Origin of the sequence: Marinicella pacifica, from assembly GCF_014636635.1 — a bacterium.
Taxonomy (GTDB): domain Bacteria; phylum Pseudomonadota; class Gammaproteobacteria; order Xanthomonadales; family Marinicellaceae; genus Marinicella; species Marinicella pacifica.
Genome location: NZ_BMEO01000005.1, coordinates 90,011 through 114,391, shown reverse-complemented (window position 1 = coordinate 114,391; position 24,381 = coordinate 90,011). Strand labels below are relative to the sequence as shown.

The 24,381-nt window shown below is 46.1% G+C and carries 24 protein-coding genes; 13 read left to right on the top strand and 11 right to left on the bottom strand.

Translation table 11 applies throughout. The features are described 5' to 3' along the window. The first annotated feature begins 15 nt into the window (after positions 1–15). On the top strand, positions 16–1,482 hold the full coding sequence (gene cls / locus IEV16_RS07535; protein ID WP_188365076.1) for a cardiolipin synthase: 1,467 nt from the start codon (positions 16–18) through the stop codon (positions 1,480–1,482). 190 nt (positions 1,483–1,672) lie between these two features. Then, positions 1,673–3,139 (top strand): Na+/H+ antiporter NhaC family protein, encoded by a 1,467-nt coding sequence (locus tag IEV16_RS07530; RefSeq protein ID WP_188365075.1) that lies wholly within the window; start codon positions 1,673–1,675, stop codon positions 3,137–3,139. 55 nt (positions 3,140–3,194) lie between these two features. Here IEV16_RS07530 and lipA read toward each other — a convergent pair whose 3' ends face one another. The 11 genes from lipA to IEV16_RS07475 form a co-directional block, all read right to left on the bottom strand. Continuing rightward, positions 3,195–4,169 (bottom strand): lipoyl synthase, encoded by a 975-nt coding sequence (gene lipA / locus IEV16_RS07525; protein WP_188365074.1) that lies wholly within the window; start codon positions 4,167–4,169, stop codon positions 3,195–3,197. 16 nt (positions 4,170–4,185) lie between these two features. Further along, positions 4,186–4,836: a lipoyl(octanoyl) transferase LipB gene (lipB, locus tag IEV16_RS07520; protein WP_188365073.1), complete on the bottom strand. Its 651-nt coding sequence runs from the start codon at positions 4,834–4,836 to the stop codon at positions 4,186–4,188. Then, a complete protein-coding gene (locus IEV16_RS07515; protein WP_188365072.1) occupies positions 4,824–5,111 on the bottom strand; it encodes a YbeD family protein in 288 nt (95 codons plus the stop codon). Before IEV16_RS07515 ends, lipB begins: the two co-directional genes overlap by 13 nt. 1 nt (position 5,112) lies before the next feature. Beyond that, complete coding sequence (locus IEV16_RS07510) at positions 5,113–6,234, bottom strand: D-alanyl-D-alanine carboxypeptidase family protein (protein WP_425562580.1); 1,122 nt, start codon at positions 6,232–6,234, stop codon at positions 5,113–5,115. A 62-nt stretch (positions 6,235–6,296) separates the two neighbouring features. Further along, positions 6,297–7,049 (bottom strand): septal ring lytic transglycosylase RlpA family protein, encoded by a 753-nt coding sequence (locus IEV16_RS07505; RefSeq protein ID WP_188365070.1) that lies wholly within the window; start codon positions 7,047–7,049, stop codon positions 6,297–6,299. Then, on the bottom strand, positions 7,046–7,999 hold the full coding sequence (gene mltB, locus IEV16_RS07500; protein ID WP_188365069.1) for a lytic murein transglycosylase B: 954 nt from the start codon (positions 7,997–7,999) through the stop codon (positions 7,046–7,048). The genes IEV16_RS07505 and mltB overlap by 4 nt, the downstream gene beginning before the upstream one ends. Then, entirely contained in the window at positions 7,996–9,069 is a 1,074-nt protein-coding gene (gene rodA, locus IEV16_RS07495) for a rod shape-determining protein RodA (protein WP_188365068.1), read from the bottom strand. The genes mltB and rodA overlap by 4 nt, the downstream gene beginning before the upstream one ends. After that, on the bottom strand, positions 9,066–10,871 hold the full coding sequence (gene mrdA / locus IEV16_RS07490; protein ID WP_188365067.1) for a penicillin-binding protein 2: 1,806 nt from the start codon (positions 10,869–10,871) through the stop codon (positions 9,066–9,068). Before mrdA ends, rodA begins: the two co-directional genes overlap by 4 nt. Before the next feature lie 4 nt (positions 10,872–10,875). After that, complete coding sequence (gene mreD / locus IEV16_RS07485; RefSeq protein ID WP_188365066.1) at positions 10,876–11,361, bottom strand: rod shape-determining protein MreD; 486 nt, start codon at positions 11,359–11,361, stop codon at positions 10,876–10,878. Next, entirely contained in the window at positions 11,358–12,191 is an 834-nt protein-coding gene (mreC, locus tag IEV16_RS07480; RefSeq protein ID WP_188365065.1) for a rod shape-determining protein MreC, read from the bottom strand. Before mreC ends, mreD begins: the two co-directional genes overlap by 4 nt. Positions 12,192–12,215: 24 nt before the next feature. Beyond that, entirely contained in the window at positions 12,216–13,265 is a 1,050-nt protein-coding gene (locus tag IEV16_RS07475) for a rod shape-determining protein (protein WP_188365064.1), read from the bottom strand. Between the two features lie 102 nt (positions 13,266–13,367). On the opposite strand from IEV16_RS07475, the gene gatC reads away from it, so the two are divergent. From gatC to IEV16_RS07420, 11 genes are all read left to right on the top strand, one after another. Beyond that, positions 13,368–13,655 (top strand): Asp-tRNA(Asn)/Glu-tRNA(Gln) amidotransferase subunit GatC, encoded by a 288-nt coding sequence (gene gatC / locus IEV16_RS07470; RefSeq protein WP_188365063.1) that lies wholly within the window; start codon positions 13,368–13,370, stop codon positions 13,653–13,655. Further along, positions 13,652–15,091: an Asp-tRNA(Asn)/Glu-tRNA(Gln) amidotransferase subunit GatA gene (gene gatA / locus IEV16_RS07465; protein WP_188365062.1), complete on the top strand. Its 1,440-nt coding sequence runs from the start codon at positions 13,652–13,654 to the stop codon at positions 15,089–15,091. The genes gatC and gatA overlap by 4 nt, the downstream gene beginning before the upstream one ends. Further along, the gene (gene gatB, locus IEV16_RS07460; RefSeq protein ID WP_188365061.1) at positions 15,088–16,530 is read left to right on the top strand and encodes an Asp-tRNA(Asn)/Glu-tRNA(Gln) amidotransferase subunit GatB; all 1,443 of its coding nucleotides are present in this window, start codon (positions 15,088–15,090) and stop codon (positions 16,528–16,530) included. The genes gatA and gatB overlap by 4 nt, the downstream gene beginning before the upstream one ends. Further along, positions 16,523–17,461: a carbohydrate kinase family protein gene (locus IEV16_RS07455; RefSeq protein WP_188365060.1), complete on the top strand. Its 939-nt coding sequence runs from the start codon at positions 16,523–16,525 to the stop codon at positions 17,459–17,461. Before gatB ends, IEV16_RS07455 begins: the two co-directional genes overlap by 8 nt. Before the next feature lie 355 nt (positions 17,462–17,816). Then, positions 17,817–18,044 carry a type II toxin-antitoxin system VapB family antitoxin gene (vapB, locus tag IEV16_RS07450; RefSeq protein WP_188365059.1) on the top strand — a complete coding sequence of 76 codons (228 nt, stop codon included), beginning with the start codon at positions 17,817–17,819 and terminating at the stop codon, positions 18,042–18,044. Beyond that, the gene (locus IEV16_RS07445) at positions 18,044–18,466 is read left to right on the top strand and encodes a type II toxin-antitoxin system VapC family toxin (RefSeq protein WP_188365058.1); all 423 of its coding nucleotides are present in this window, start codon (positions 18,044–18,046) and stop codon (positions 18,464–18,466) included. Before vapB ends, IEV16_RS07445 begins: the two co-directional genes overlap by 1 nt. Positions 18,467–18,602: 136 nt before the next feature. Next, on the top strand, positions 18,603–18,962 hold the full coding sequence (locus IEV16_RS07440) for a helix-turn-helix domain-containing protein (RefSeq protein WP_188365057.1): 360 nt from the start codon (positions 18,603–18,605) through the stop codon (positions 18,960–18,962). Positions 18,963–19,331: 369 nt separating this feature from the next. Then, positions 19,332–19,502 carry a hypothetical protein gene (locus IEV16_RS07435; RefSeq protein WP_188365056.1) on the top strand — a complete coding sequence of 57 codons (171 nt, stop codon included), beginning with the start codon at positions 19,332–19,334 and terminating at the stop codon, positions 19,500–19,502. Between the two features lie 161 nt (positions 19,503–19,663). Next, a complete protein-coding gene (locus IEV16_RS07430; RefSeq protein ID WP_188365055.1) occupies positions 19,664–19,882 on the top strand; it encodes a hypothetical protein in 219 nt (72 codons plus the stop codon). A 407-nt stretch (positions 19,883–20,289) separates the two neighbouring features. After that, the gene (locus IEV16_RS07425; RefSeq protein WP_188365054.1) at positions 20,290–20,601 is read left to right on the top strand and encodes a hypothetical protein; all 312 of its coding nucleotides are present in this window, start codon (positions 20,290–20,292) and stop codon (positions 20,599–20,601) included. Between the two features lie 297 nt (positions 20,602–20,898). After that, complete coding sequence (locus IEV16_RS07420; RefSeq protein ID WP_188365053.1) at positions 20,899–24,195, top strand: sulfatase-like hydrolase/transferase; 3,297 nt, start codon at positions 20,899–20,901, stop codon at positions 24,193–24,195. Positions 24,196–24,381 lie beyond the last annotated feature (186 nt).

Genomic DNA, 24,381 nt, shown 5'->3' with positions numbered 1-24,381 from the left:
CCAAAGGGTCGCCGAATGAATTGGGTTGTTTTTTTACAAGCCGCATATTTTATTGTGCTGTTGCTGGTGATTGTCCAAATCATCTATGACACCCACAACACCACCAAAGCCCTGTCCTATATTTTGGCAGTGGTTTTTATTCCGGTGTTGGGCATTATATTTTATTTTTCCTTTGGGGTTAACTTTCGCAAAAGAAAATTTTACAGCCATAAATTATTGCGTGATGAAAAACTGCGCAAAGACGTCAAAGAGCATGGTTTTGAAGTGGCCGAAAGCATCTGGCAAGATGATTTGTTCCCCTCAAAATACCGACATTTATCCGGATTTATTCTCAACACCAACCTAAGCCCGGTTTCGGCCGGTAATTCCATCGATATTTATCATAATGGTGAACAAAAGTTTCCGGCATTGTTAGAAGCCATACGTCATGCCCGTCACCACATTCATGTGGAATATTACATCTACGAAAGTGACGGTATTGGCAACCAAGTGGCCAATGCCCTGATTGAGCGTGCGCAGCAGGGTGTTGAGGTGCGTTTTATTTATGATGATTTCGGCAGTTTTCATATTGGTCGCCAGTTATTGAAAAAAATGCAAAGAAACGGCATTCAAATGGCCCCTTTTTACCGGTTAAGGTTGCATGCCATTGCCCACCGCATTAATTACCGCAACCACCGAAAAATTGTGGTGATAGATGGTCAAAGGGTTTTTACAGGTGGTATCAATGTGGGTGATAACTACATCAACGCCACCAAAACCACACCGGCGCCGGAAAAACAAATCTACTGGCGGGATACCCACATGCAAATCAGGGGTCCGGCGGTGGTTTTTTTTCAGTATGTGTTTATCAGTGACTGGAATTTTTGCAGTGATACTCAAATCAGCTTAAAGTCAGATTATTTTCCCGTCAAAATCACAACCGATGTGGTTGAGCCTGAGCTGGTTCAGCCGGTGTCCTCGGGGCCGGATTCGGATTTGCCGAATATATTGTTTTCTATTCTCAAGGCGATTGCCTCGGCGCGTTCGCAGATATTGATTACCACACCCTATTTTATTCCCGGCGACAGACTCAAGGACGCGTTGATTATTGCCGCCAAAAGTGGCGTAAAAATAAAATTGTTGGTGCCGGATCAGTCCGATTCAAGAATCGTGAATACAGCAGCCAAATCCTATTACAGTGAGTTGCTTTCGATTGGCATTGAAATATTCCTGTATAAAAAGGGCTTTATTCACAGCAAAACCATGGTTATAGATAATGACCTGGTGATTTTAGGGAGTGCCAATATGGATGTGCGCAGTTTTGATATCAACTTTGAAATCAACACCCTGATTTATGGTGAAGCCAAAGCCCAACAAATGGCTGAAGTGTTTGAGGCTGATTTACAGGACGCTGAAAAAATAGATGCCGAACAGTGGTTACAACGCGGCACCCTGGTGCATTTCTGGGAACGGGTGGTGCGCTTGTTTTCACCGATGATGTAAAACCGATAAAGACCCTGCATTCACCGAAATTGTGGTGATGCTTAAAATAAGCGCCTGTCGGGCGTACCGGATGTAACCAACTCAAATAGTTTTCACGTAGGGGCAAATTTTATTAGGAAAATAGATTGTTTTGTGCCAATATCCGCAATTTGAAAGTTTTATTATCGTTTGATTTTTTGAGGGTACGACTATGCTTACTCAAGCGGTGACAGACACCATACAGGCGCAACCGACAGGCGTCAGTTTAATTCCGCCGGTGGTGGTTCTGGTGTTGGCCATCTGGCTAAAACGCCCAATTCTGGCTTTGACTCTGGGGGCTTTAACCGGTTTACTGTTGTTTTCGCCGGCCGATATCCTGACTCACTTTACCGACACCACTTTGACGGTGATGCAGGATGAGACCATTGCCTGGCTTATTCTGGTGTGTGGTGGTTTTGGGATGTTAATCGGTTTACTGGTACACACCGGTGGTGCCATGGCATTCGGTCACAAAGCCCAACAATACACCAGCGGGCGCAAATCATCCTTGGTAATGACCTTTTTATTGGGTCTGGTGATTTTCGTGGATGATTACCTCAACGCCCTGAGTGTCGGTGAAAGCATGAAGCGGGTCACCGATAAGTACAAAGTCTCCCGCGAAATGTTGGCCTATGTGGTGGATTCCACCGCAGCGCCTGTCTGTGTTTTGGTGCCCTTATCGACCTGGGCCATTTTCTTTGGCGGATTGCTGGAAAATAACCAGGTGGCCGCGGTGGGTGAAGGCTTATCTGTGTATATGCAGGCCATTCCGTATATGTTGTATGCCTGGCTAACATTGGTGGTGCTGATATTGGTGATTGTGGGAGTAATTCCTATTTTTGGGCCGATGAAAAAAGCCGAAATGGCCAGTCGTCTGGGGCTTGCCGATCCCAGTCAGTCTCCGGCTGCCCCGGATAATGTCGCGGTGGATGAGGATTTGATTGAAGCGGTTACACCCACCGAAAAATCATTAGCACCCGGTGAATATCTGGTTAAAGGCATTGAAGAAGAGTTTGAGGAAGCCCAGCCAAAAGGTAAATTGGTGAATTTTCTGGTGCCGATGATTTTATTGGTGGTGCTGACCATTTATTTTGATGTGGACGTTTATAAAGGTCTGGTGGTGACCTTAATCATCACTTTGCCGTATTATGGTTTGCAAAAACTGATGTCGTTAAGCGAAATGATGGAAACCATGATGGACGGTTTTAAAACCATGTTGCCTGCCATCGGCACGGTGGTGGCGGCGTTTATTTTTAAAGATGTCTGCGATAAGCTGATGTTGCCGCAGTATGTCATTGAAAACCTGTCACCGTATATGACTGCCCAGTGGTTACCGGCACTTGTGTTCCTGGCGATGGCCATACTGGCTTTTGCCACCGGCTCCAGCTGGGGTATTTTTGCCGTCACCATCCCCATTGTCATGCCCCTGGCTTATGCGGTGGATGCCAACATCCCGCTGGTAATCGGTGCCTTGTTATCGGCCAGTGCCTTTGGCTCTCAAGCCTGTTTTTACAGCGATTCCACCATCCTCGCCGCCCAGGGTGCCGGCTGCCATATGGTGTCCCACGCCATCACCCAGTTGCCCTATGCCCTGATTGCGGCGACGGTGAGTTTTATCGGTTTTTTATTGTTGGCTTAAGTTGAAACCTGACTGGCCGAAATGGACTCGGGCAGTCAGGCTTGGCGGGATTGATTTAGCTGACAAAGCCGGCTTGTTTGGCTTGTAGGTCGGCGTGGTAGGAGCTGCGGACTAAGGGGCCGGAGGCGACATGGGTGAAGCCGAGGGTGTAGCCGTATTCTTCGATGGCTTTGAATTCGTCGGGTGACCAGTATTTGAGGACCGGGTGGTGGCCTTTGGTGGGTTGCAGGTATTGGCCGACGGTAATCATTTCGACATCATGATCCGCCAGGTCGCGCAAGGTGGCTTTGATTTGTTCAAAGGTTTCGCCGAGGCCGGTCATGATGCCGGATTTGGTGGCCACATCAGGGTGTTGTGCTTTAAAGCGTTTCAGTAAGTCCAGTGACCACTGGTAATCGGCGCCGGGACGTACATTGCGGTATAAATCCGGCACCGTTTCTAAGTTATGATTAAACACATCCGGTGGTGAGTTTTTAAAAATTTCCAGGGCTTTTTCGATTTTGTTTTTGCCGCGGAAATCAGGGGTCAGGATTTCGATTTTAATGTCCGGATTTTTGGCACGGATGGCGTCAATACAATCAGCAAAATGCTGCGCGCCGCCGTCTTTTAAATCATCACGGTCCACCGAGGTAATCACCACATATTTGAGCGCCATGTCGGCGATGGTTTGAGCCAGATTGGCCGCTTCATTGGGGTCCGGTGGTAACGGCCGGCCATGGGCCACATCGCAAAATGAGCAGCGGCGGGTGCAGATTTCGCCAAGTATCATAAACGTGGCGGTACCGTGACCGAAACATTCATGGATGTTCGGGCAGGAGGCTTCTTCGCACACCGTTACCAGTGAATTGCTGCGCAGCTTACTTTTCAGTTTTTGCACCGCATTACCGGTGGGAATACGCACCCGAATCCAGTCGGGTTTGCGTAACTGTGGCGCATCGGTGTCAAATTGTGCGCGGTTGCGTTCAGTTTTTGCGGCACCGAGTTCTTTGTTACCGGCGGTTTGTATGTTTAAGGGTATTTTTTGATTCATAAGTGCAACGATGGGTTCACACCGCAACGGAGGTTGGGTGAGAAGAAAAATTCAAGTTCTTACAAAAGCTGCTAATCAGCTGATTTTGTACCGTATGTATATCACAGTCGGGGATTAAATCACACAGTTGTATCACCTTTAATCCGCTAAAACCACAAGGGTTAATGCGGGCAAAGGGACTTAAGTCCATGTTAATGTTAAAGGCCAGTCCGTGGTAAGAGCAAGCTTTACGGATTTTTAAACCTAAGGCGGCTATTTTATCACCGTTAACATAGACGCCGGGGGCTTTTAATTTACGCTCAGCCTTAATATCATAATGCGACAAAACATCGATGACAGTCTGTTCGATACCATGCACCAGAGATTTAACCCCGATGCCATGACGACGTAAATCGATGAGTGGATAGGCGACGATTTGTCCGGGACCGTGATAGGTCACCTGACCGCCGCGATCCACCTGTACCACCGGAATATCGCCCGGTGCCAGCAGGTGTTCTGCTTTACCGGCCAGGCCCTGGGTAAACACCGGCGGGTGTTCCACCAGCCACAATTCATCGGTGGTATCAGCTTGTCGGGTGTCGGTAAAGTCACGCATAGCACTCCACACCTTTTGGTAATCAAGCCGGCCCAGCTGGCGAACAATGATGGGGGCTGTTACAGGGTCCATACCACGCTGTCTAAAGCCCGCAGATCCTGATAAATAGCAATCAGATGATCCCGTGATTGGGCATAAACCAGTACCGTAACAGATAAATATTTGCCGTTTTTGCTGGTTTTAATCTGAACACCTTCTTTCGACACTTCAGGCGCGTGGGCTTTGATGCACTGATAAATTTCATCATGAAAGTCATCTTTATTGGCACCCATGGCTTTGACCGGGTATTCACAGGGGAATGTCAGGCCTTCGGCTTGTGACTGATGATCGTTTGTTTGTTTGGACATATTAATCGTCATCTCCAAAAGACTTAAACCACAAGCCCATACCATCCACCATGCGGGTCCACCAGCCGCCCTGTTCGATCGTTGACAAAGCCACCATTGGCCGTTCTGCTACGACGCTGTCTTGCAGGCGAATGATGAGCTGGCCAATGACCTGTCCCTCTTGGATGGGGGCTTCTAATTGGCTTGGGATGTCCACGCCGGCTTGTAGTTGCTCGTAACTGCCTTTGGGGATGGTGATAAATAAATCATCGGCCAGGCCCAGGGGGACTTCTTCGGCAGCCCCTTTCCAGACTTCAGCTGTTGCTTGCTTTAGACCGGCCGGATAGAGCTTGTGGGTTTCATAAAAACGAAATCCGTAATTCAGCATTTTCTGGGTTTCATCGGCACGGGCTTTTTCTGATTCAGTGCCCATCACCACATTAATCAGGCGCATGCCGTTTCTTGATGAGGTGGTGGCCAGGCAATAGCCGGCTGATTCCGTGTGACCGGTTTTAAAGCCGTCCACGGTGGGATCACGCCACAACAAGGTGTTGCGGTTGTGTTGTTTGATGCCGTTATAGGTGAATTCTTTTTCGGAATAAATGTGGTATAAATCCGGAAAATCGCGCACCAGAGCCTGACCCAGCAACGCCACATCATACGCCGACACATAATGATCTTCTTCAGGTAAGCCGGTGGCATTTTTAAAGTGGCTGTTGTGCATACCCAAGTCAGCGGCGGCTTTATTCATCATCGAGGCAAAAACTTCTTCGCTGCCGCCAATGTGCTCGGCCAGTGCCACACTGGCGTCATTACCCGATTGCACAATCATGCCGCGAATCAGGTCTTCTATATTGACCTGCTTATCCACCTCAATAAACATTTTAGAGCCACCGGTGCGCCAGGCTTTTTCACTGATGGTGGCGGTATCAGACAAGGACAGCTGGCCTTTTTTGATTTCATTAAAAACCACATAGGCAGTCATTAGTTTGGTGATACTGGCCGGTTCCACCCGCGCGCTGGAATTTTTTTCCATGAGGATGCGGTTGCTGTGGTAGTCCATCAGCACATAGCTGTCGGCAGCTATTTGAGGAGGGGCGGGTACCACAGCGTTTTCGGCGATGGCGGTTAAGCTGGGTATCATGAATAGCAGTAAAAGAACGCATTTGATTGGGCTTGTTTTAATCATCATTTTGGGTCTGTTGGTTAATCTGTAATTATCTGCGCATTGCTGATGCCGGATTGGGTAATCCGGTTGAGTAATTGATTGACTTTAAATTCTGAATCAATGGGGCCGATACGCACCCGGTGTAATATTCCGCCGGGTGTTGTCAGTATGGTGACAAAAGTTTCAATTCCAAGTAATTGGCTGGCTTTTCTGGCCAGATTATAGGCGGTTTGCTGATCACTGAAAGCACCGAGCTGAACATAGGTTAAACCCTGAGTAATGGGTTTTTTTTGCAAATCCCGCGGTGAATTGACCACCCGAATATGCACATCGGTGACACCGTCATGCACAAAATCGAGCATTTTGGCCGCCGCATAGGATAAATCAATAACGCGGTTATCGACAAAAGGACCTCGGTCATTAACCCGAACAACCGCTTTTTTGTTGTTCTTTAAATTGGTGACCTCAACGTAGCTGGGTAACGGTAATGTTTTGTGGGCAGCGGTTAATTTATACATATCAAAAACTTCCTGGTTAGAGGTTCTGCGGCCGTGAAATTTCTTGCCGTACCAGGAGGCTCGGCCGGTTTGTTCGAAGCCCGCCGGGTGGTTATTGACCCGGTAAATTTTGCCGTGAACCCGATAGGGACTGTGGTTGCCGTATTTGCTCAAGGGCTCACTTTTGGGAACCCAGGGTTTAATGTCGTGCGGATCAATGTCACGGTAACGGTCTTTTTTACCGCAACCGGCCACCACCAGCACCGCGATGACAAGTAGCCAACGAGCTGTCATTGCTGTGCCTCATTTTGGGTTGAAGCGTTCGCGGCATTGTATTCAGATTGAATACGCTCTGCCAGTTGATAAACGGCCATCACGTACATGTGAGAATGGTTGTAGCGCGAAATCACATAGAAATTATGAAACCCCTGCCAGTAAGCCATGTTATCTTCATCTGTTTTTAGACCAATCAGGGTATATTCCCGGCCTTTTTTATCCTTAAGGTGAGGTTTTAACTGGTTGAGTTTGGTTTTGCTTTTGGGTTTTGAAGCTTTGGCCACCACCGGTTGATCTTTTTGCCAGCCGTGTCTGGCCAGATAATTAGCGACGCTGGCTATGGCATCATGCGGGTTGTCGAGCAAATCAATGACGCCGTCGGACTCATAATCCACCGCATAGCTGCGGTAACTTGAGGGCATAAACTGGCCATAACCCATGGCACCGGCATAAGAACCTTTGGCGGTTAACGCATCTACATGGCCGTCGGCGGCGAGTTTAAAGAAATGCCCCAATTCTTTGCTGAAAAAAACACTGCGTTTGGGATAATCAAAGGCCAGGGTGTACAAAGCATCCAGTACTTTATGGTTGCCCTTGATGCGGCCGTAAAAAGTTTCCACACCGATGATGGCCACAATGATGGGCACCGGCACCTGTGATTGATTGCTGACCTTGTGTAAGACATCGGCATTGTTTTGCCAGAATTCGACCCCTTCTTGAATGCGTTTGTCGGTGATAAAAATTGGCCGGTACTGATACCATTCGAGTACTTTTTCAGCCGGTTTGTTCATGGCATCAATGATGCTTTGCTGGTGTTCGGCGTGGTTGAGAATGCGCCGGATTTCATCGGCATCCAGTTGATGTTGTTCGGCGGTTTTGGTGATGAACGCCTCGACTTCATGCGGGTTTACCTTGGCAAACAGCGTAAAAGACAGTGTTAATATGTACAGTAAGACCAGATTTCTCATTGTTGGATTAGTTTTTTATGTTTGTGAACAGAAGCTATGATACCAAATGACAGCAACAAAGTAAGTATTGAGGTACCCCCATAACTGACCAGGGGCAAAGGCACCCCGACCACCGGTAATAATCCCGATATCATGCCGGCATTGATGATGACATAGACAAAGAAAATTAAACTTAGTGCCCCGCACAACAGACGATTAAACGTGTTTTTGGCGTGAAAGGCGATATACAAACAACGCATAACGATGCAAAAATACAGCAAAAACAAGACCATCACACCCAGAAAGCCAAATTCCTCTGACAGTACCGACAAAATAAAATCGGTCGAATGCTCAGGTAAAAAGTCCAGTTGGGTTTGGCTGCCCTGCATCCAGCCTTTTCCGCTGAAACCGCCGGAACCAATGGCGATTTTAGATTGTATGATGTTCCAGCCTCGGTTTAAAGGGTCTGATTCGGGGTTTAAAAAAGTAAGTACCCGGTGCTTTTGATAATCATGCAAAAAATACCACAAAACCGGCAGGGACAGAACAGTCAGTGCGCTGATGCCGATGATGAAACGCCAGGACAGACCCGCCAGGTAAATGACGAATAAGCCGCTCAAAGCAATCAGTATGGCCGTGCCCAGATCGGGCTGTTGGTAAATTAAACCCGCCACCAATGCGATGACGGCAAAAGCCACCAGCAGCGTGGACCACCTCGGTGGTATTGCCGCATGGCGGAATAACCAGGCAATCATCATCGGTAAAGTGATTTTACCCAGTTCAGAAGGTTGCAGACTGATGCCGATGTCCAGCCAGCGCTGAGCACCTTTTACCGTCACACCAACAAACAGCACCGCCACCAGCATGATAACTGTCAGGGTAAATAAATAAGGGGTGAATTGTTCAAAGCGTTCAGGCCGGATTTGTGTGACCACTAAAAACCCTGCCAGTCCCAACACGATTCGAATCAGTTGTCGCTCCACCAAAATCCAGCCGCCGGCACTGTATAACACCACCAGCCCGCCGCCCAGCAGAGTCAATAACAGAATACTCAGCAAGGGATCGGGCATGATGAATAAGCGTTTTTTCATGATTCCGGTTGCAGGTAAGCGTCTATAATTTTTTTGGCAATGGGGGCAGCGGCTTTGGAACCGCTGGAACCGTGCTCAGCCACCACCACCACCGCAATTTGTGGTTTATCTGCCGGGGCAAAAGCAATAAACAGGGCATGGTTACGTAATTCTTTGGGTAAATCTTCGGATTTTTTATAAATGTCTTCCTCGGATTTTCCATACACCTGTGAGGTGCCACTTTTGCCGGCGATTAAGTAATCCTCAGAACGGATGGCGCGACCGGTGCCGTTGGGCGCATTAACCACCGCCACCATGCCATCATGAACCAACTGCCAGTCAGCAGGATCAATCGCCAGTGGTATAGGCTCAGGCATAATTTCCTGTTGCACCAGGTGCAGCGGATTGACTTCGCCTTTGGCGGCAAAGATCGCCAGTGCCTGCGCCATCTGAATCGGGGTAATCACAAAATAACCCTGACCAATACCGGCAATCACCGTTTCACCCGGAAACCACACCATATTGCGAAATGCCCGTTTCCATTCCCGGGAAGGTAAGATACCTTGTTTTTCACCACTGATGTCGATGCCGGTGAGCCGGCCGAAACCAAAGAACCGTAAAAAATCATGAATTCGGTCAATGCCCAGACGGTGCGCCAGATCGTAATAAAACACATTCACCGACTCAGCCAGTGAATTCACCACATCCACTTCACCGTGCCCCCCGCGTTTCCAATCATGGTATTTTCGATCCTGTCCGGGCAACTGAAAAAAACCTTTAGAAAAATAGCGGTAATCCCGGTCAATCAGTTTGTAATACAGACCGGCCAGCGCCATATACGGTTTGATGGTTGAACCCGGTTCATAACCGCCTTTAATGCTGCGGTTAAACAAGGGATTATCGGGAGATGTGATCAGATTTTGGTAGTCCTCATGGGAAATGCCGTTGATAAATAAGTTACTGTCAAAGCCCGGTTTTGAAACCATGGCCAATATCTCGCCGTTGTTTGGGTTGACCGCAATCGCTGAACCGTTGTTGTCGCCAAAAGCATCATAGGCCGCCTGTTGCAAAGCCAAATCAAGGGTTAAATTGAGCTGTTGACCGTTGCTGGGCGCTGCCTCGATTTGCTTGGAAAGCACCTTACCCCGGGCATTGATTACGGTCTGTAAAATGCCCGGCTGGCCATGTAACTGTTGTTCATAAAACCTTTCAAGGCCGGTTTTTCCCACATAATCATCCGCGGCATAGCGTTGTTTATCCGCTTGCAGATAGCTTTGCTCGGTGATTTTGCCGACATAACCGATGACATGGGACAGCACCACCGGATAACGGTATTGCCGGATTAGATAAGGTTCAGTGTGAAAACCAGGAAAGCGGTGTTGGCGCACCGCAAAGGCAGCCACCTGCTGATCACTGAGTTTGTCCTTAATGATCAGTGGTTTGAAAATGGGGTTATACTGCAGAGCCTCTTGAATGTCAGCCCGCTCTTGTTGAGTCATCGGAATGATGGCATTCAGTGCGTTCAGTTGCTGTTCAATGTCTTCGGCTTTTTCGGGTGTCACCAAAAGCCGGTAAGCGGTGACGTTATCGGCCAGAAGTACGCCATTGCGGTCATAGATTAAACCGCGTGAGGCTTTTATCCGGTTGCGTTTAATACGGTTTTTTTCTGCCAGTTCGGTGTAATAACCGTGTTGAATCACCTGTAAATAAAAATAACGTCCCAGCAGTAATGCAAAACACAGCACCACAATCAACACCGAAATCCATAAGCGTTGCTGAAAAATCCGGCGTTCTACATGGGGTTGTTTAAGCGGGGTGGCCATGGTGTTAGTGGTGCCGCAGGTAATTGTCGATGCGATTTAACAGATAGTGCAACCACGGCCAGATGAAAACAACCGAAATCAGCGGCAGAAAATCCTGCCATTTGGGTAAATAACCGTAACTCGCCCAGTCGATAAATAAGCGGATAATTAAATCGTTAAACAGCAGCACCAGCACCATCAGCAGCAGCTGCCAGAATGAGGTCATGCGCAGTTGTTTGGCGGATTTAAGCACCAGAAAAGACAAGGCCACCAAAGCCATACCGTGTTTGCCCAACAGGCTGCCCATCAGAACATCCAGCAGCAAGCCGTAAAAAAAAGCCAGCAGCATCACCGAACGGTTTTGATTGTGGAGTGACCAGTAGGCAATCACCATGGCGGTCCATTGCGGCATCCACAACTGCAAAGCCGTCGGCCACGGTATCAGGGTCAGCAGTAAAGCAACCAACAAACTTAAATGAACCAGGGCTTGCTGACTACGATGGGCTTTCATGGTGTGGGTTCATCCGGCCAGATTAAAAACACTTCGGTGAGTTGATTGATTACCGCGGTCGGATTGGCCGTGGCCACCTGAAAATCACGTTCAGCACTCACCGAGACATCGGTGAGGTTGGCGATGGTCAGTCCCCGTGGAAAACGGTTGCCAAATCCCGATGTAATCAGAACATCATCAACCCGTATGTCGGCACTGATCGGCACTTCTTTGAGCAGTAAATCATCGCCATCACCATAGGCCAGCGTGCGCAGGCCGGTGCGTAAAATTTCCGCCGGAATCACGTGCGCCGGATCGGTAATCACAATCACATGGGCATAATGTTCTGCCAGGACATCCACCTGTCCGACCACCCCGCTTAAACTGAGCACCGGTTGACCCAAAAACAAGCCATCCGCCTGTCCCTGATTAATCACAATATGCTGTCTTTTCTGGGTTTGGGCAATGTCGGTCACAAAAGCCACCGAGGTATTCATCGGCAGTTCCTGGGCGGTGTTCAGCATCGCACGTAAGCGCTGATTTTCTGTGCTCAGTGTGGTGTTTCTCTGAGCTTTCAGCTGCAGCGTCAGCAATTGTTGTTTCAGGGCATTGTTTTCATCAATCAGTTTGGCTTGTCGTGCAATGGCAATTTCAACGGTTTGGTAGAGTTGCTGAGGCCAGTCAACAACTTTTATGAGCGGTACCGCCAGCCATGAAAGCCCTTGTCTCAGGGGTTGTGTGATGTGGCTGTTTTTATCCGCAATCATCAAAACCAGACAGACAAATTGCAACAAAATAAAACGAAACAGCGGTGACTGCGTGAGTTTCTGTTGCTGGCTCAGGGCATCCATCGGCTCAGGCACCTTCCGGAATACTTACCGAAACGGGGCGAAGAAATCTGAACCTTTCTCATCAATAATGTCCAGAGCCTTACCACCCCCACGGGCCACGCAGGTGAGCGGATCTTCGGCCACAAAAACCGGCAAACCGGTTTCTTCCATTAACAACTTATCCAGATTTTTCAGTAAGGCACCGCCGCCGGTAAGCACAATACCTTGTTCGGCCACATCCGCACACAATTCAGGCGGGGTTTGTTCCAAAGCGGTTTTCACCGCTGCCACAATACCCGCCAGCGGTTCATGCAAGGCTTCCAAGGCTTCGTTATTGGTCATGGTGAATTTGCGCGGCACACCTTCGGCCAGGTTGCGGCCGGAAATTTCCATGGAAATCTCCTCATTGTCCGGATAGGCGCAGCCGATTTCCTGCTTGATACGCTCTGCGGTGGACTCGCCGATTAAGGTGCCGTAACTGCGCCGCACATAGGCAATGATGGATTCATCCAGTTTATCGCCGCCGATTTTGACTGAAGCCGAATAAACAATACCGTTTAATGACAGCACCGCCACTTCCGAGGTACCGCCGCCGATATCCAGAACCATCGAACCGCGGGCTTCATGAATTGGAATGCCGGCACCGATGGCCGCTGCCATGGGTTCTTCAATCAGGAACACTTCAGAAGCACCGGCACCGGAAGCCGATTCTTCGATTGCGCGACGTTCGACCTGGGTGGAACCGCAGGGCACGCAAATCAGCACCCGGGATGACGGTTTCAGCCAACGATTGGCATGCACCTTACGGATAAAATGCTGCAGCATGGCCGCCGTCATATCAAAGTCCGCAATTACACCGTCTTTTAAAGGGCGGATGGTTTCAATATTGCCCGGTGTCCGGCCCAGCATCATTTTGGCATCCAGCCCCACTGACGCGATATTCACCGGGCCGCCTCGCCCTTGGTCCATTCTGACCGCCACCACCGAAGGTTCATTCAGTACGATACCGTGGTCACGCATATAAACCAGGGTGTTGGCGGTGCCCAAGTCAATCGCCAGATCATTAGAAAACAGGCTGCGGATTTTTTTAAACATATTATTTTCGTTTTACATGTGGTTTGCGGAAGTGGCATAATAGCCGGCTGAACGCGACTTCGTCGCGCAAGCACCGAATTATATATGAAACCGGCCTTTTAAATGTCAATAAATCGTAAAGAATTAACAGAAATAGCCAACCTGGCTAAACTGGATTTAAATGCTGAACAAACTCAGCAAGTTTGCCAATCGTTGAACCAAATAACGGATATGGTAGAACGTATCAAAAAAGCCGACACCGCGCAAGTGGATCCGATGTTCCATCCTTGTGATTTTTGGATGCCGTTGCGCAAAGATGTGGTCACCGAAGCGACCCATAAAGAGCAACTGTTGGCACTGGCCAAACAGGCGGATGCAGATTTTTATCTGGTACCCAAGGTGATTGAATGATTAATTTATCATTGCGGGAATTAAACCAATTACTGACCAGCAAACAAATCAGTCCCGCGGAACTGGGCAGTGTTTATTTAGATCGCTGCCGACAATTTAACCCGACACTCAATGCCCTGATTCATGTGCAGAACGATCTGGCGGCTGCAGATTTACTGACCGCGGACCGCAGCCAAAGCATACTGGCCGGCATTCCGCTTATTCACAAAGATTTGTTTTCCACAAAAGGGGTCACCACCAGCGCTGCTTCACGCATGCTGGCAGACTATGTGCCACCTTTTGATGCGACCGTGGTTGGCCGCTTGCGTGATGCCGGGATGGTGTCACTGGGTAAAGCCAATATGGATGAGTTTGCGATGGGATCGTCCAATGAGTATTCCTATTTCGGTGCGGTGAATAATCCCTGGGACTTAAGCCGTGTGCCCGGCGGCTCTTCCGGTGGTTCAGCCGCTGCGGTGGCGGCGCGCTTGACGCCGGTGGCCACTGCCTCTGATACCGGTGGTTCGATTAGGCAACCGGCGGCGATGTGCGGTATCACCGGTATTAAACCCAGTTATGGCCGCGCGTCGCGTTATGGCATGATTGCCTTTGCCTCCAGCCTCGATCAGGCCGGGGTGATGGCGGTATCGGCCGATGATTGCGGTCTGGTACTGGAAGCCATGATGGGCCACGATGACAAGGATTCCACCAGTATTCTGGCCGAACCCTGGCGCTGGCAGGCACCACAAGAGGCCTCAATGCAGGGGCTTAAGGTGGGCGTGATTCCGGATTGGATTGAACAGCTTAAAGACAATGACATTAAACGCAGCACCCAACAGGCGCTCGACACTCTGGTTTCAAAGGGTGCTGAACTGATTGAAGTGGATTTGCCCCATGCGGATTTGGCGGTGGCGGCTTATTATATTCTTGCACCGGCCGAAGCCTCGGCCAATTTGGCCCGTTTTGATGGCATTCGATATGGGCATCAAAGTGCTGAACCGTGTGATGATATTAATGACATGTACCGAAAATCACGCAACGAAGGCTTTGGTCAGGAAGTACAACGCCGCATCATGCTCGGAACCTGGGCCTTGTCATCGGGTTATTATGATGATTATTACTGTCAGGCGCAGCGCATTCGCCGTTTAATCAGTGAGGATTTTAAACAGGCTTTTTCAAAAGTGGATATTATGGCGGTACCGGTGTCGCCGGAAGTGGCTTTTAAACAAGGTGAAAAAAGTGACGGTGTCAGTATGTATCAGGCGGATCAATTCACCATCCCGGCCTCGCTGGCAGGTTTACCCTGTATGAGTATGCCGATTCAACCGGTGCGTGGTTTACCGGTCGGTTTGCAATTAATCGGGCCTTATTTTAATGAACAGGTGATTCTGTCAACCGCAGCCAGATTCCAATTAGTCACTGATTACCACCTGCAAATGCCGGAGGCATTTCTATGAGTCAGCAATGGGATGTGGTGATTGGATTGGAAATTCATGTGCGTTTGGCGCTGGACAGTAAGCTGTTTTCCGGTGCTTCAGCACAATATGGTGCATCACCCAATAGCCAGGTGAGTTTTTTGGATGCCGCTTTACCGGGCACTTTGCCGGTGGTGAATGAACAAGCCATCGATTATGCGCTGCGATTTGGTTTATCCATAGATGCAAAGATTCCCGAAGTCACCCGTTTTGCCCGCAAAAACTACTTTTACCCGGATTTGCCCAAAGGCTATCAAATCAGTCAAATGGATGACCCGATTGTGGGTCGTGGACAGATTGACATTGAAACCGAAAAAGGTCCCAAAATAGTCAACATCACCCGCGCCCATTTAGAAGAAGATGCCGGTAAATCCATACACGACGAATACGATGACTGGACCGCGATTGATTTAAATCGCGCCGGCACGGCGTTAATTGAAGTGGTGTCAGAGCCTGAACTATACAGCGCCAAAGAAGCGGTGGCCTATATGCGTGCCATTTATAATCGCGTGACCTTCTTAGGTATTTGTGATGGTAATTTGCAGGAAGGTTCGTTTCGTTGTGACGCCAACGTATCACTGAAGCCCAAAGGTAGCGAAGCCTTAGGTACCCGCGCTGAAATCAAAAACTTAAACTCCTTTCGTTTTATTGAAAAAGCCATTAACTATGAAATTAAACGCCAAAAGCAGTTATTAGAAAGCGGCCGGACGGTGGTTCAGGAAACCCGTCTCTATGATGCCGATAAGGACCAGACCCGATCCATGCGCGGTAAAGAAGATGCCAACGATTACCGTTATTTTCCTGATCCGGATTTGCCGGCACTTAATATCACCGCAGAGCGCCTGGCCAAACAGCGTCAAGCCATGCCGGAATTACCCGAAGCGAAGTTCGCGCGTTACTGCGAACAATGGCAGTTGGCCGAAGACGACGCCCGACAGATAGCCTATGATGTGGCCATGGCTTCATTTTTTGAGCAAAGTCAGGCAATAACCCGGGCCAAAGCCGCTGAAAATGCCAAATTTTTAATCACGGATTTTAACGCCCTGTTAAATGAGCACGGCAGCGATTTGCAAGACACGAAAATATCAGCCGGTCATTATGCCGGTTTACTGGATGCCATGGCATCGGGTCAGGTTTCACGCAAAATCGCCAAACAAGTACTGAATGAGATGTGGACTTCAGGAGAAGCGGCCGAAACCATTATCGAGCAGCAAGGTCTGGCCCAAATTTCCGACAGCGATGCGTTACGCCAAATTGTCACCCAAATCATTGCCGACAATCCCAATCAAGTGCAGCAATTTAAAGATGGTAACGACAAAATGTTTAATTTTTTTATCGGCCAGGTGATGAAGCAGACCAAAGGACAAGCCAATCCGGTGCAAACCAAACAAATTTTAGAGGAACTTTTAAATAATGACTAGAGCGTTAATCTGTGGCTCCATGGCCTTTGACAACATCATGGTTTTTGAAGACGAATTTGCCAACCATATATTGCCCGATCAAATTCATAAACTGAATATCTCCTTTATGGTGCCGACCTTAAGCCGGGTATTTGGCGGCGTGGCCGGCAACATCGCCTATAACTTAAAAATGATTGGCGGCGAACCGGTGCCCATGGGGACCGTGGGCAGTGATTTTGAAAGCTATGAAGAACGATTAAAAGAGCTGGGTATCAGTTTAGAAGCGATTAAAGTCAAACAAGACCAGTTCACCCCGCAGGCCTACATCACCACCGATTTAAAAAACAACCAAATTACTGCCTTTCACCCCGGCGCCATGAATTTTTCCCATGAAAACCATGTTGAAGACTATAAAGACATCAGCATCGGCCTGGTGGGCCCCGACGGCCGTGATGGCATGATTCAACACGCGCAGGAATTCTACGACGCCGGGATTCCCTTTATCTTCGACCCGGGCCAGGCCATGCCGTTATTCGACGGGGATGATTTACGTCAGTTCATCGAGCAAGCCACCTGGATGGCCGCCAATGACTACGAATACGAAATGGTCCACAACCGCACCGGCATGGATGCCAAGGAAATCGCCACCCACCTGGACGCTTTATTCGTCACCCGTGGCGAGAACGGCTCTGAAGTCTTCACCGACGGCACCAGCTACCACATCCCCGTTGTAGAAGCCGAAAAAGTCGTCGACCCAACAGGCTGTGGCGACGCCTACCGCGCCGGTTTGTTGTACGGTCTTATGAACAATTTAGACTACCAAACCATCGGCCGCATCGCCTCGCTCCTGGGCAGCATAAAAATCGCCACCGCCGGTACGCAGAATCATTATGTTTCGAGGGAAGATTTTCATAAACGGTTTGTCGAAGAATTCGGTTATAGTTATGACTAAGAAGATAAGGTGTAATACGTAGTATTGCACAGCAATACCGGCGCAGGCCGGTAACCAGTGTCTTTTAGAACAATCTTTGCGTTGCAGGTGAATTTTGAGACGCTCACACTTTCAGAGGACAGAAGACGGAGGATAGAATACAAATTATGAATCATCGATGTCTTGTTTCAGAATTATTGTCGCCTTAAATTTTCTGTTCTCTGACTTCTGTCCTCTGACCCGGAGACCCATGATTAATAATTGATTATTTTAAAAGTCTGTCCGTTAACTAAAGAACAGAATGCCGACAAAATCTCAACTTGCATATGTCAGACATATGCTCTAAAATAATAATTATTTACCATCAGGACGAACCATGCGAACAGTATCGATATTTAAAAACGGTCAAAACCAGGCCATCAGATTGCCCAAGGATTTAGAATTTGAAGGTGTTAATGAGCTGATTATTGAAAAGCACGGTAACTCACTTATTCTAAGACCGAAAAGGGCATCCTGGCTGTCATTGCTTGAATCGCCCAAAGCCGACGATGATTTCTTAACTGAACGAGAAGATATTTTTGAAGACGGGCGGGTTCAGCTTTAATGAATATACTTTATATGCTCGATACAAATATCTGCTCATATATCATGCGTAAACACCCCATTGAAGTTTTGCAGAAAATGACCGAGCTTGTTAATTCGCATAACAGCATCGTTATTTCCGCAGTCACCTACGCAGAATTAAAGTTTGGTGCAATCGGCAAAAAAGCCAATCCCAATCATGGCGTGATTGTTGATAATTTTATGCGTTGTGTCGATATGGTGTTCCCCTGGGACAGATCAGCGGTGGATGCAACCGTTCAAATCCGAAAAGAATTGTCAGACAAAGGCATTATCATCGGTTCAAATGACATGGCAATTGCCGGTACGGCAATCAGCACCAGTTCTGTCTTGATCACAAACAACACAAAAGAATTTGAGAGAGTACCCGGTCTTGAGTATGAGAATTGGGTTTCGGGGGACTGAGGACGGATCACGGAGGACAAATTAAGATATACTTGTTTCTCCGGTCTTTGTTTTCCGCCTGTTTTTTCAACTCGGTTTATAGGAACGCATGCTCAATACGATGAAATTGATGCACAAAGCATTTAGAGATTAAATTATGAACATTAAACCCATTAAAAACGAATCAGATTATCGTGATGCCCTTAGTGAGATTGAAAGCCTCATGGAGGCCAATGTAGATTCAGCTGAAGGTAATAAATTAGATATTTTGGTCACTTTGGTGGAGTCTTATGAATCAAAAAACTATCCAATGAATTTACCTGACCCCATTGAAGCCATTATTTTTGAAATGGAACGCCGCAACTTAAGTGCTAAAGATTTAGCGCCAATGATCGGAAGGCCAAACAGAGTTTATGAGATATTAAATAAAAAAAGAACTTTGACTTTACCGATGATTCGCAATCTTCATGATCAATTGGGTATCCCTGTGGAATCGTTAATAAGCGAATCAAAATAATAAAACTGCTGCATCTTTAAATTCCCTCAGTCCCAAACCCAAACCAAACAAAGCGACGTCTTCGGGCCCCGATCCGGAGACCCATGTTAAAAAGTAGCATCATAATCGAGATAGTTAAAATACCACCACAGAGATACAGAGAACACAGAGGGTGAGCCAGTTGAGGACATATATGAACGCCCCAACTAATAGTGGCTCAGTTTTAAGTTGGTGTTGACACAATCCACGCGCCCGTGTGGTATTTTACCAAGGACTATTTTACCAAGGACAGTCACCTCATAGTAGTCATTTTCGTACACGCCATCAGAATATTGCTACAGATTTTTAAGTTTCGACGGTTCAAAATGGTGTTTTTTGATGGAGAAATTCATGACTGTAGCAAGAAGTCAGCAAATTTGTGTTGAAGATACGCCTTATTACCACATCGTTTCTAGATGCGTCAGACGAGCATTTAGCATAGCAATAAGCAAAGTGCGGTTTTCACGCAGTGAAAGAAGCGCTGCCGCGTTTGTGGCCATGCGTGCGGTGAGGATGAGCTAACCGGTAAGTCTTTCGAACACCGCCGACAGTGGCTAATTGATCGCATTAAAAAGGTCACTTCTGTGTTTGCCATTAATGTGTGCTCTTATGCAATAGCACAGGTAATGAGGCAGGTATGGTTTCTGCGAAGCAGAAGAAGTGCCTGCTGAATGCCGTCGTGCGTGAACAATCATTTTCACCTGGTTTTAAAGATTGGTTCCAATGAAAACTGGACGGATAAACAAGTCTTAATGACCTGGCTGACTTTATACTCATTACCGGTGCTTTGCCAACGTTATTTAGAAGTCGATGATTTGGATGGTGCTTCATTTAGGCGTGTACAAAAATATGCCGCAGAATACCGCGAACGTTTATGTTCTATTTATTCGTATCATCCCTGATACTCACCCTCTTCCATGAGGGCTTACGTGAAAAATCGTTCCAGACGATTTTTTCATGGTTCATGATGTCATTTTTGAGAATATTCCTCAATCTATAAAGTTTGATTCGTACCATTATGAGTGTTGATTTTAATCCGATTAGGGCAGGAGCACAGTTAAAAAGTGAATGGCGGTTTTCACGAAGTGAAAGAAGCCTTTTGCTTTTTTACGGCCATGCGTGCTTGATGAACGGGCATTGCTCACTTGTATGGCATACGTTGATTTGAACCCTATCCGAGCAGGCATGGCTAAATCTTTGGTTGATTCTGAATACACTTCTATTAAAGAACGAATTGAAGCTAAATCGACTGACCTATTGCCTTTATGCGTCTCATCCGTGAGACTTACCCTCATCCATGAGGGCTTGCGTGAAAATTCGTTCCAGACGAATTTTTGGAAAAGGCGAAAATGATATACCTTATTACCTTTCAAGCTACTTCGAATTAGTGTCTGAATCTGGGCGGTGTGTGCGTGATGATAAACGTGGCTTTATCCCAGATGATTCCAGCAAAATTTTGGATCAGCTTGGACTTGATTCTGACACATGGCTGGATGAACTTAAAGGTTTTAAATCGGTAGGATATTCCGCTGTTGGAACCGTAAACCAACTTAAGGAATATTCGCGCAAAACGCAGCGCAAATGGATAGTTGGAATAAGGCTACAACCTACCTTGGAATAGTCCTAACCAACCAATATTTTATCTATACTTCACAATCGTGAAGAAACCTCGCTCGGCCAAAAACAAGGAAATAACAATTAAATCGGCTTTTCTAAAAAACGATATTTCCAACTAACCTTTATCACCTCAAAAACCATGATTTAAGCTGCTTTATTGCAACAGAATTGTTATAAAAAGCTCGATTATGATCTCTATATGGTGCCTGTCCCTGTTTATTTACTCAAATTTAGAAGATCGCTATTTTATAATTGCTAACAAATAATGGATAATGATAGCGATGTAACTTTTTGAATTATTATGAACAAAATCACCAAGCACAGTTTTATTTTTAGCCTCATTATAACCACTGTTCTGATGGTTCCAGTACTCTTTATCTCTGTTAATTACAGCAGCGTTTACAACATTTTTTATTCATCGTTGGGTTCTCTTGGCATATCCATATTTTTTATCTCTATTTATTATCTAATCAGCCCCCTCAGCATAATTTTAGCCAGAATCATTGTCATACTACTTTTTTTTATTTTTTTACTTACCCGAATTATTTTAAGTTTCGTCTATGATTTTTCCGGACGTGGATTTACCAGCGAATTTTTTGCTCATTTTAGCTGGGACTCTTTTGTCATTGGCCTGGACGACTATGGGTGGCAACTGTTCCTCTCTGTTATTGCGGCATTTCTTTTTGGCTGGCTACTTACACGATTGTTAAAATCAAACCACAAGAACACCTTTGTCACCTTAACCTCAACTATATGTTTTTCAGCAGTGTTGATATTTTTATCCTCCCAACACATACCTGAATTCAGGCTGTTCAAGGCTTATCAAAAATACAATCATGTTGAAATAGAAACCAAAGATAACCAAACAATCAGAAAAGAGACTGTCAAGACCCTTAAGCCCATTCGCCTGACTGATGAAATACCCCCGCTAAAAAATCAAGTAATGACCACATTACCACCAAAGCCCAAGAACCTGGTTCTGATTTATTTGGAATCATTCAGTGATGTTTTGACCGAAAACCCCAAATATCCTGGCCTTACACCTAATCTTGATCGGCTCAAAAATGATTATTTTTCTTTTCAAAACTACTATTCTGGTGGCTATGTAACCATTGAAGGTATTGCAAACTCACAATGTGGCACATTAATGAACATGGACAGCGGAAACAACTCTCTCACCAGTTCTTCTGGTAGGCTGCCTAATTTACCATGTATGGGTGATGTTCTAAAAACTGCAGGATACAAACAGGTATTTATGGGTGGTGCGGATCTTGAATTCGCAGGGAAAGGCGCTTTTTTTAGTGAACATGGTTACGAAGAACTGTGGGGTAAATACAAGTGGGAGGAATCAGGATTCCCTTCTGCCAACACCTGGGGGCTCTCAGATGCGGATTTGTTCAATCAAGCTTTTAAAAAAATACAAAACCTGAGTGAATCAGCACAGCCCTTCAACCTGACTCTTTTAACTTTAGGCACCCACATACCAGGTTTTTTATATGAGGGCTGCAAGCCTTATGACCAAACTGATATAAACAATGCTTTTATTAACGGCATACATTGTACTGATCACCTTATAGGAGAGTTCATCAATAAACTGAGTCAATCCGGATTATTAGAAAATACAGTCGTACAAATTCAGGGAGACCATGGAATTTTTCCCACCAGTGAAATGAAAGATTTATTTGGAACCAATGCTAACACCCATCGGATTTACAACGCAACCATACACCCTAAAGGTAAAAATATTGGTCTGAATAATGACCAACCCAGCTCAACTCTAAACCTATCTGCCAATATTTTAGACTTACTTGAAATTGACCATAATGTGAACTTCATTTTGGCTCAATCTGACTTTAAGACCAGTCTTACCCCCCCCTATTTGGTTTCTCGTTACACCGATTTTTATTCTCAACAGAAAATAATGAATGCCTGGGGCGAAATCGATGATTGCAAAACTGATTACAGCTCTCACTTAACATTACCATTAAATTTTTGTCAAAAAAGCCTGGCTCTAAATGCCATATATCGCTTGGGTACAACTTACTCCACTCAACAGCAAAATCAGAAAGTGTGTTCACTGGGTGCCAAAATTAAAATTGATGAAGCCACTAAAAAGGTACTGGTTCAATGGGGCTCGTTGTCTATAACCGACCAATTTATTGCCAGTGGCAGAACCTTCACCGAAGCCAAACCTGGATTCTACCTCATAGAACTTAATCACCAAGACCAAGTAATTAACCAAATATATTTGGACCACATGAAGCCTAATGAAATGACCTATCTGGCTAATATTCTGGAAAAGGAGGAGAATCGGTATGTTTTAATCTCAAATTTACCCACAAAAACCATTGAAAAACTTGGCATCCACCAGTTACCTCAAGACTTTTCACAAAATAAAATTTTATATTCACAAAATAAAAAACACAAAATCAATAATTTATTTGATAAACCCTACATGACGGGAATGATTACTTTTATACCGGAGTCATGCGATGGCAACATCCAAATAGTTGATTACCAACCCAACCCGGAGCTGGGAGAAGTCAAATATTGTAGCATCAATGCTTGGGGACCCAAACAAACTGTGCTCGGCAACACTTTCAACGAACAACCAAACGGCGACTCGGCATTTTGGTTCAAGACTGATTGTGCGCCTGCAGGCACAAAAGTACTTTTTAACAAAGTACCCCTTAAAACTGTTGAGCGTTTACCTACCATCACCGCAAGAATTGATACAGATATTTTGGTTCAACACCCCGGTAATTATCAAATTGAGTTCTTTCACCCAGAAACTGAAACAGTTTTTTATATTGATGATTTTCTGGTTTTGCCCAACGAAACCTATAATTCACCACCCCAAAGGCCAGCAACAAAAGCTCATTCCTTACAGCCACCTCTGTTGATCGCACATGCCGGGGGGGGGGTTAATAACCGGGCATATATGAATTCTTTGGAGGCGCTCGACCTTAATTATCAGCTGGGTCACCGTTTTTTCGAAATTGATTTTAACTGGACATCCGACGGAAAACTCGTCGCAATCCATGACTGGGAAAATACCTATAAAAGGCTTTTTGACTCAACCGGTGTCCCAACGTTTGAACAGTTTATGAAGAAAAACATGAACCATGAACAGTCTCAACTAAGCCTGTCTAAATTAGATCAATGGTTGAAACAGCACAAAGATGCTTATATCATCACCGACATAAAAGGTAACAATATTTATGGTCTCAAGTCCATGATTACAGAGATGGACGCTGCACCAGAACAAATCATCCCCCAAATGTATCACCCTTCTAACTACCAATTAATTAAATCAATGGGTTATAACCATGTTATTTTTACTTTATATGCAACAAATCTTCCCTATTTTGAAATTATAGATTTTGTCAAAAACAACCCTTTGTTTGCTGTCACAGTCCATCCTGCAAAGAAAAATTTCAGAGCCATTTTAGAAGGAATGAACGGCATAGGTACTTTTGTATATGTTCATACTTACAATACCATTTCAGAATTGATCCATTATAAAGACATGAAAGTTGACGGCATATACACCGATTTTTTATATCAAGATGAAAAGGGTCAAGTTCAAACTCAATGAACATTTCTCGTCAAGTTTTTTATGTTCATTCTTTCTTTCAACAAAGCTGTGATAAAATCTGCTGATAAAATAATATCTGAATTCCATTTGTAAGTGCAACGATATTTTAGTTGCATAAAAAAAGTAAGGTGCGTACCGTTGCACTTGCTTAATAATACAAAGGAGAATTCAGGTTATGAATCGCTC

Excerpts from the sequence above, each read along its gene's own strand:
- lipB (WP_188365073.1), bottom strand. The coding sequence starts at position 4,836 with ATGGACCCTGTAACAGCCCCCATCATTGTTCGCCAGCTGGGCCGGCTT.
- rodA (WP_188365068.1), bottom strand. The coding sequence starts at position 9,069 with ATGAAAAAACGCTTATTCATCATGCCCGATCCCTTGCTGAGTATTCTG.
- IEV16_RS07475 (WP_188365064.1), bottom strand. The coding sequence starts at position 13,265 with ATGTTTAAAAAAATCCGCAGCCTGTTTTCTAATGATCTGGCGATTGAC.
- IEV16_RS07440 (WP_188365057.1), top strand. The coding sequence starts at position 18,603 with ATGAACATTAAACCCATTAAAAACGAATCAGATTATCGTGATGCCCTT.
- cls (WP_188365076.1), top strand. The coding sequence starts at position 16 with ATGAATTGGGTTGTTTTTTTACAAGCCGCATATTTTATTGTGCTGTTG.
- IEV16_RS07515 (WP_188365072.1), bottom strand. The coding sequence starts at position 5,111 with ATGTCCAAACAAACAAACGATCATCAGTCACAAGCCGAAGGCCTGACA.
- mreD (WP_188365066.1), bottom strand. The coding sequence starts at position 11,361 with ATGAAAGCCCATCGTAGTCAGCAAGCCCTGGTTCATTTAAGTTTGTTG.
- IEV16_RS07455 (WP_188365060.1), top strand. The coding sequence starts at position 16,523 with ATGACTAGAGCGTTAATCTGTGGCTCCATGGCCTTTGACAACATCATG.
- IEV16_RS07445 (WP_188365058.1), top strand. The coding sequence starts at position 18,044 with ATGAATATACTTTATATGCTCGATACAAATATCTGCTCATATATCATG.
- mreC (WP_188365065.1), bottom strand. The coding sequence starts at position 12,191 with ATGGATGCCCTGAGCCAGCAACAGAAACTCACGCAGTCACCGCTGTTT.
- gatA (WP_188365062.1), top strand. The coding sequence starts at position 13,652 with ATGATTAATTTATCATTGCGGGAATTAAACCAATTACTGACCAGCAAA.
- gatB (WP_188365061.1), top strand. The coding sequence starts at position 15,088 with ATGAGTCAGCAATGGGATGTGGTGATTGGATTGGAAATTCATGTGCGT.
- mltB (WP_188365069.1), bottom strand. The coding sequence starts at position 7,999 with ATGAGAAATCTGGTCTTACTGTACATATTAACACTGTCTTTTACGCTG.
- IEV16_RS07420 (WP_188365053.1), top strand. The coding sequence starts at position 20,899 with ATGAACAAAATCACCAAGCACAGTTTTATTTTTAGCCTCATTATAACC.
- IEV16_RS07435 (WP_188365056.1), top strand. The coding sequence starts at position 19,332 with ATGACTGTAGCAAGAAGTCAGCAAATTTGTGTTGAAGATACGCCTTAT.
- IEV16_RS07505 (WP_188365070.1), bottom strand. The coding sequence starts at position 7,049 with ATGACAGCTCGTTGGCTACTTGTCATCGCGGTGCTGGTGGTGGCCGGT.
- IEV16_RS07510 (WP_425562580.1), bottom strand. The coding sequence starts at position 6,234 with ATGATACCCAGCTTAACCGCCATCGCCGAAAACGCTGTGGTACCCGCC.
- vapB (WP_188365059.1), top strand. The coding sequence starts at position 17,817 with ATGCGAACAGTATCGATATTTAAAAACGGTCAAAACCAGGCCATCAGA.
- IEV16_RS07530 (WP_188365075.1), top strand. The coding sequence starts at position 1,673 with ATGCTTACTCAAGCGGTGACAGACACCATACAGGCGCAACCGACAGGC.
- lipA (WP_188365074.1), bottom strand. The coding sequence starts at position 4,169 with ATGAATCAAAAAATACCCTTAAACATACAAACCGCCGGTAACAAAGAA.
- mrdA (WP_188365067.1), bottom strand. The coding sequence starts at position 10,871 with ATGGCCACCCCGCTTAAACAACCCCATGTAGAACGCCGGATTTTTCAG.
- gatC (WP_188365063.1), top strand. The coding sequence starts at position 13,368 with ATGTCAATAAATCGTAAAGAATTAACAGAAATAGCCAACCTGGCTAAA.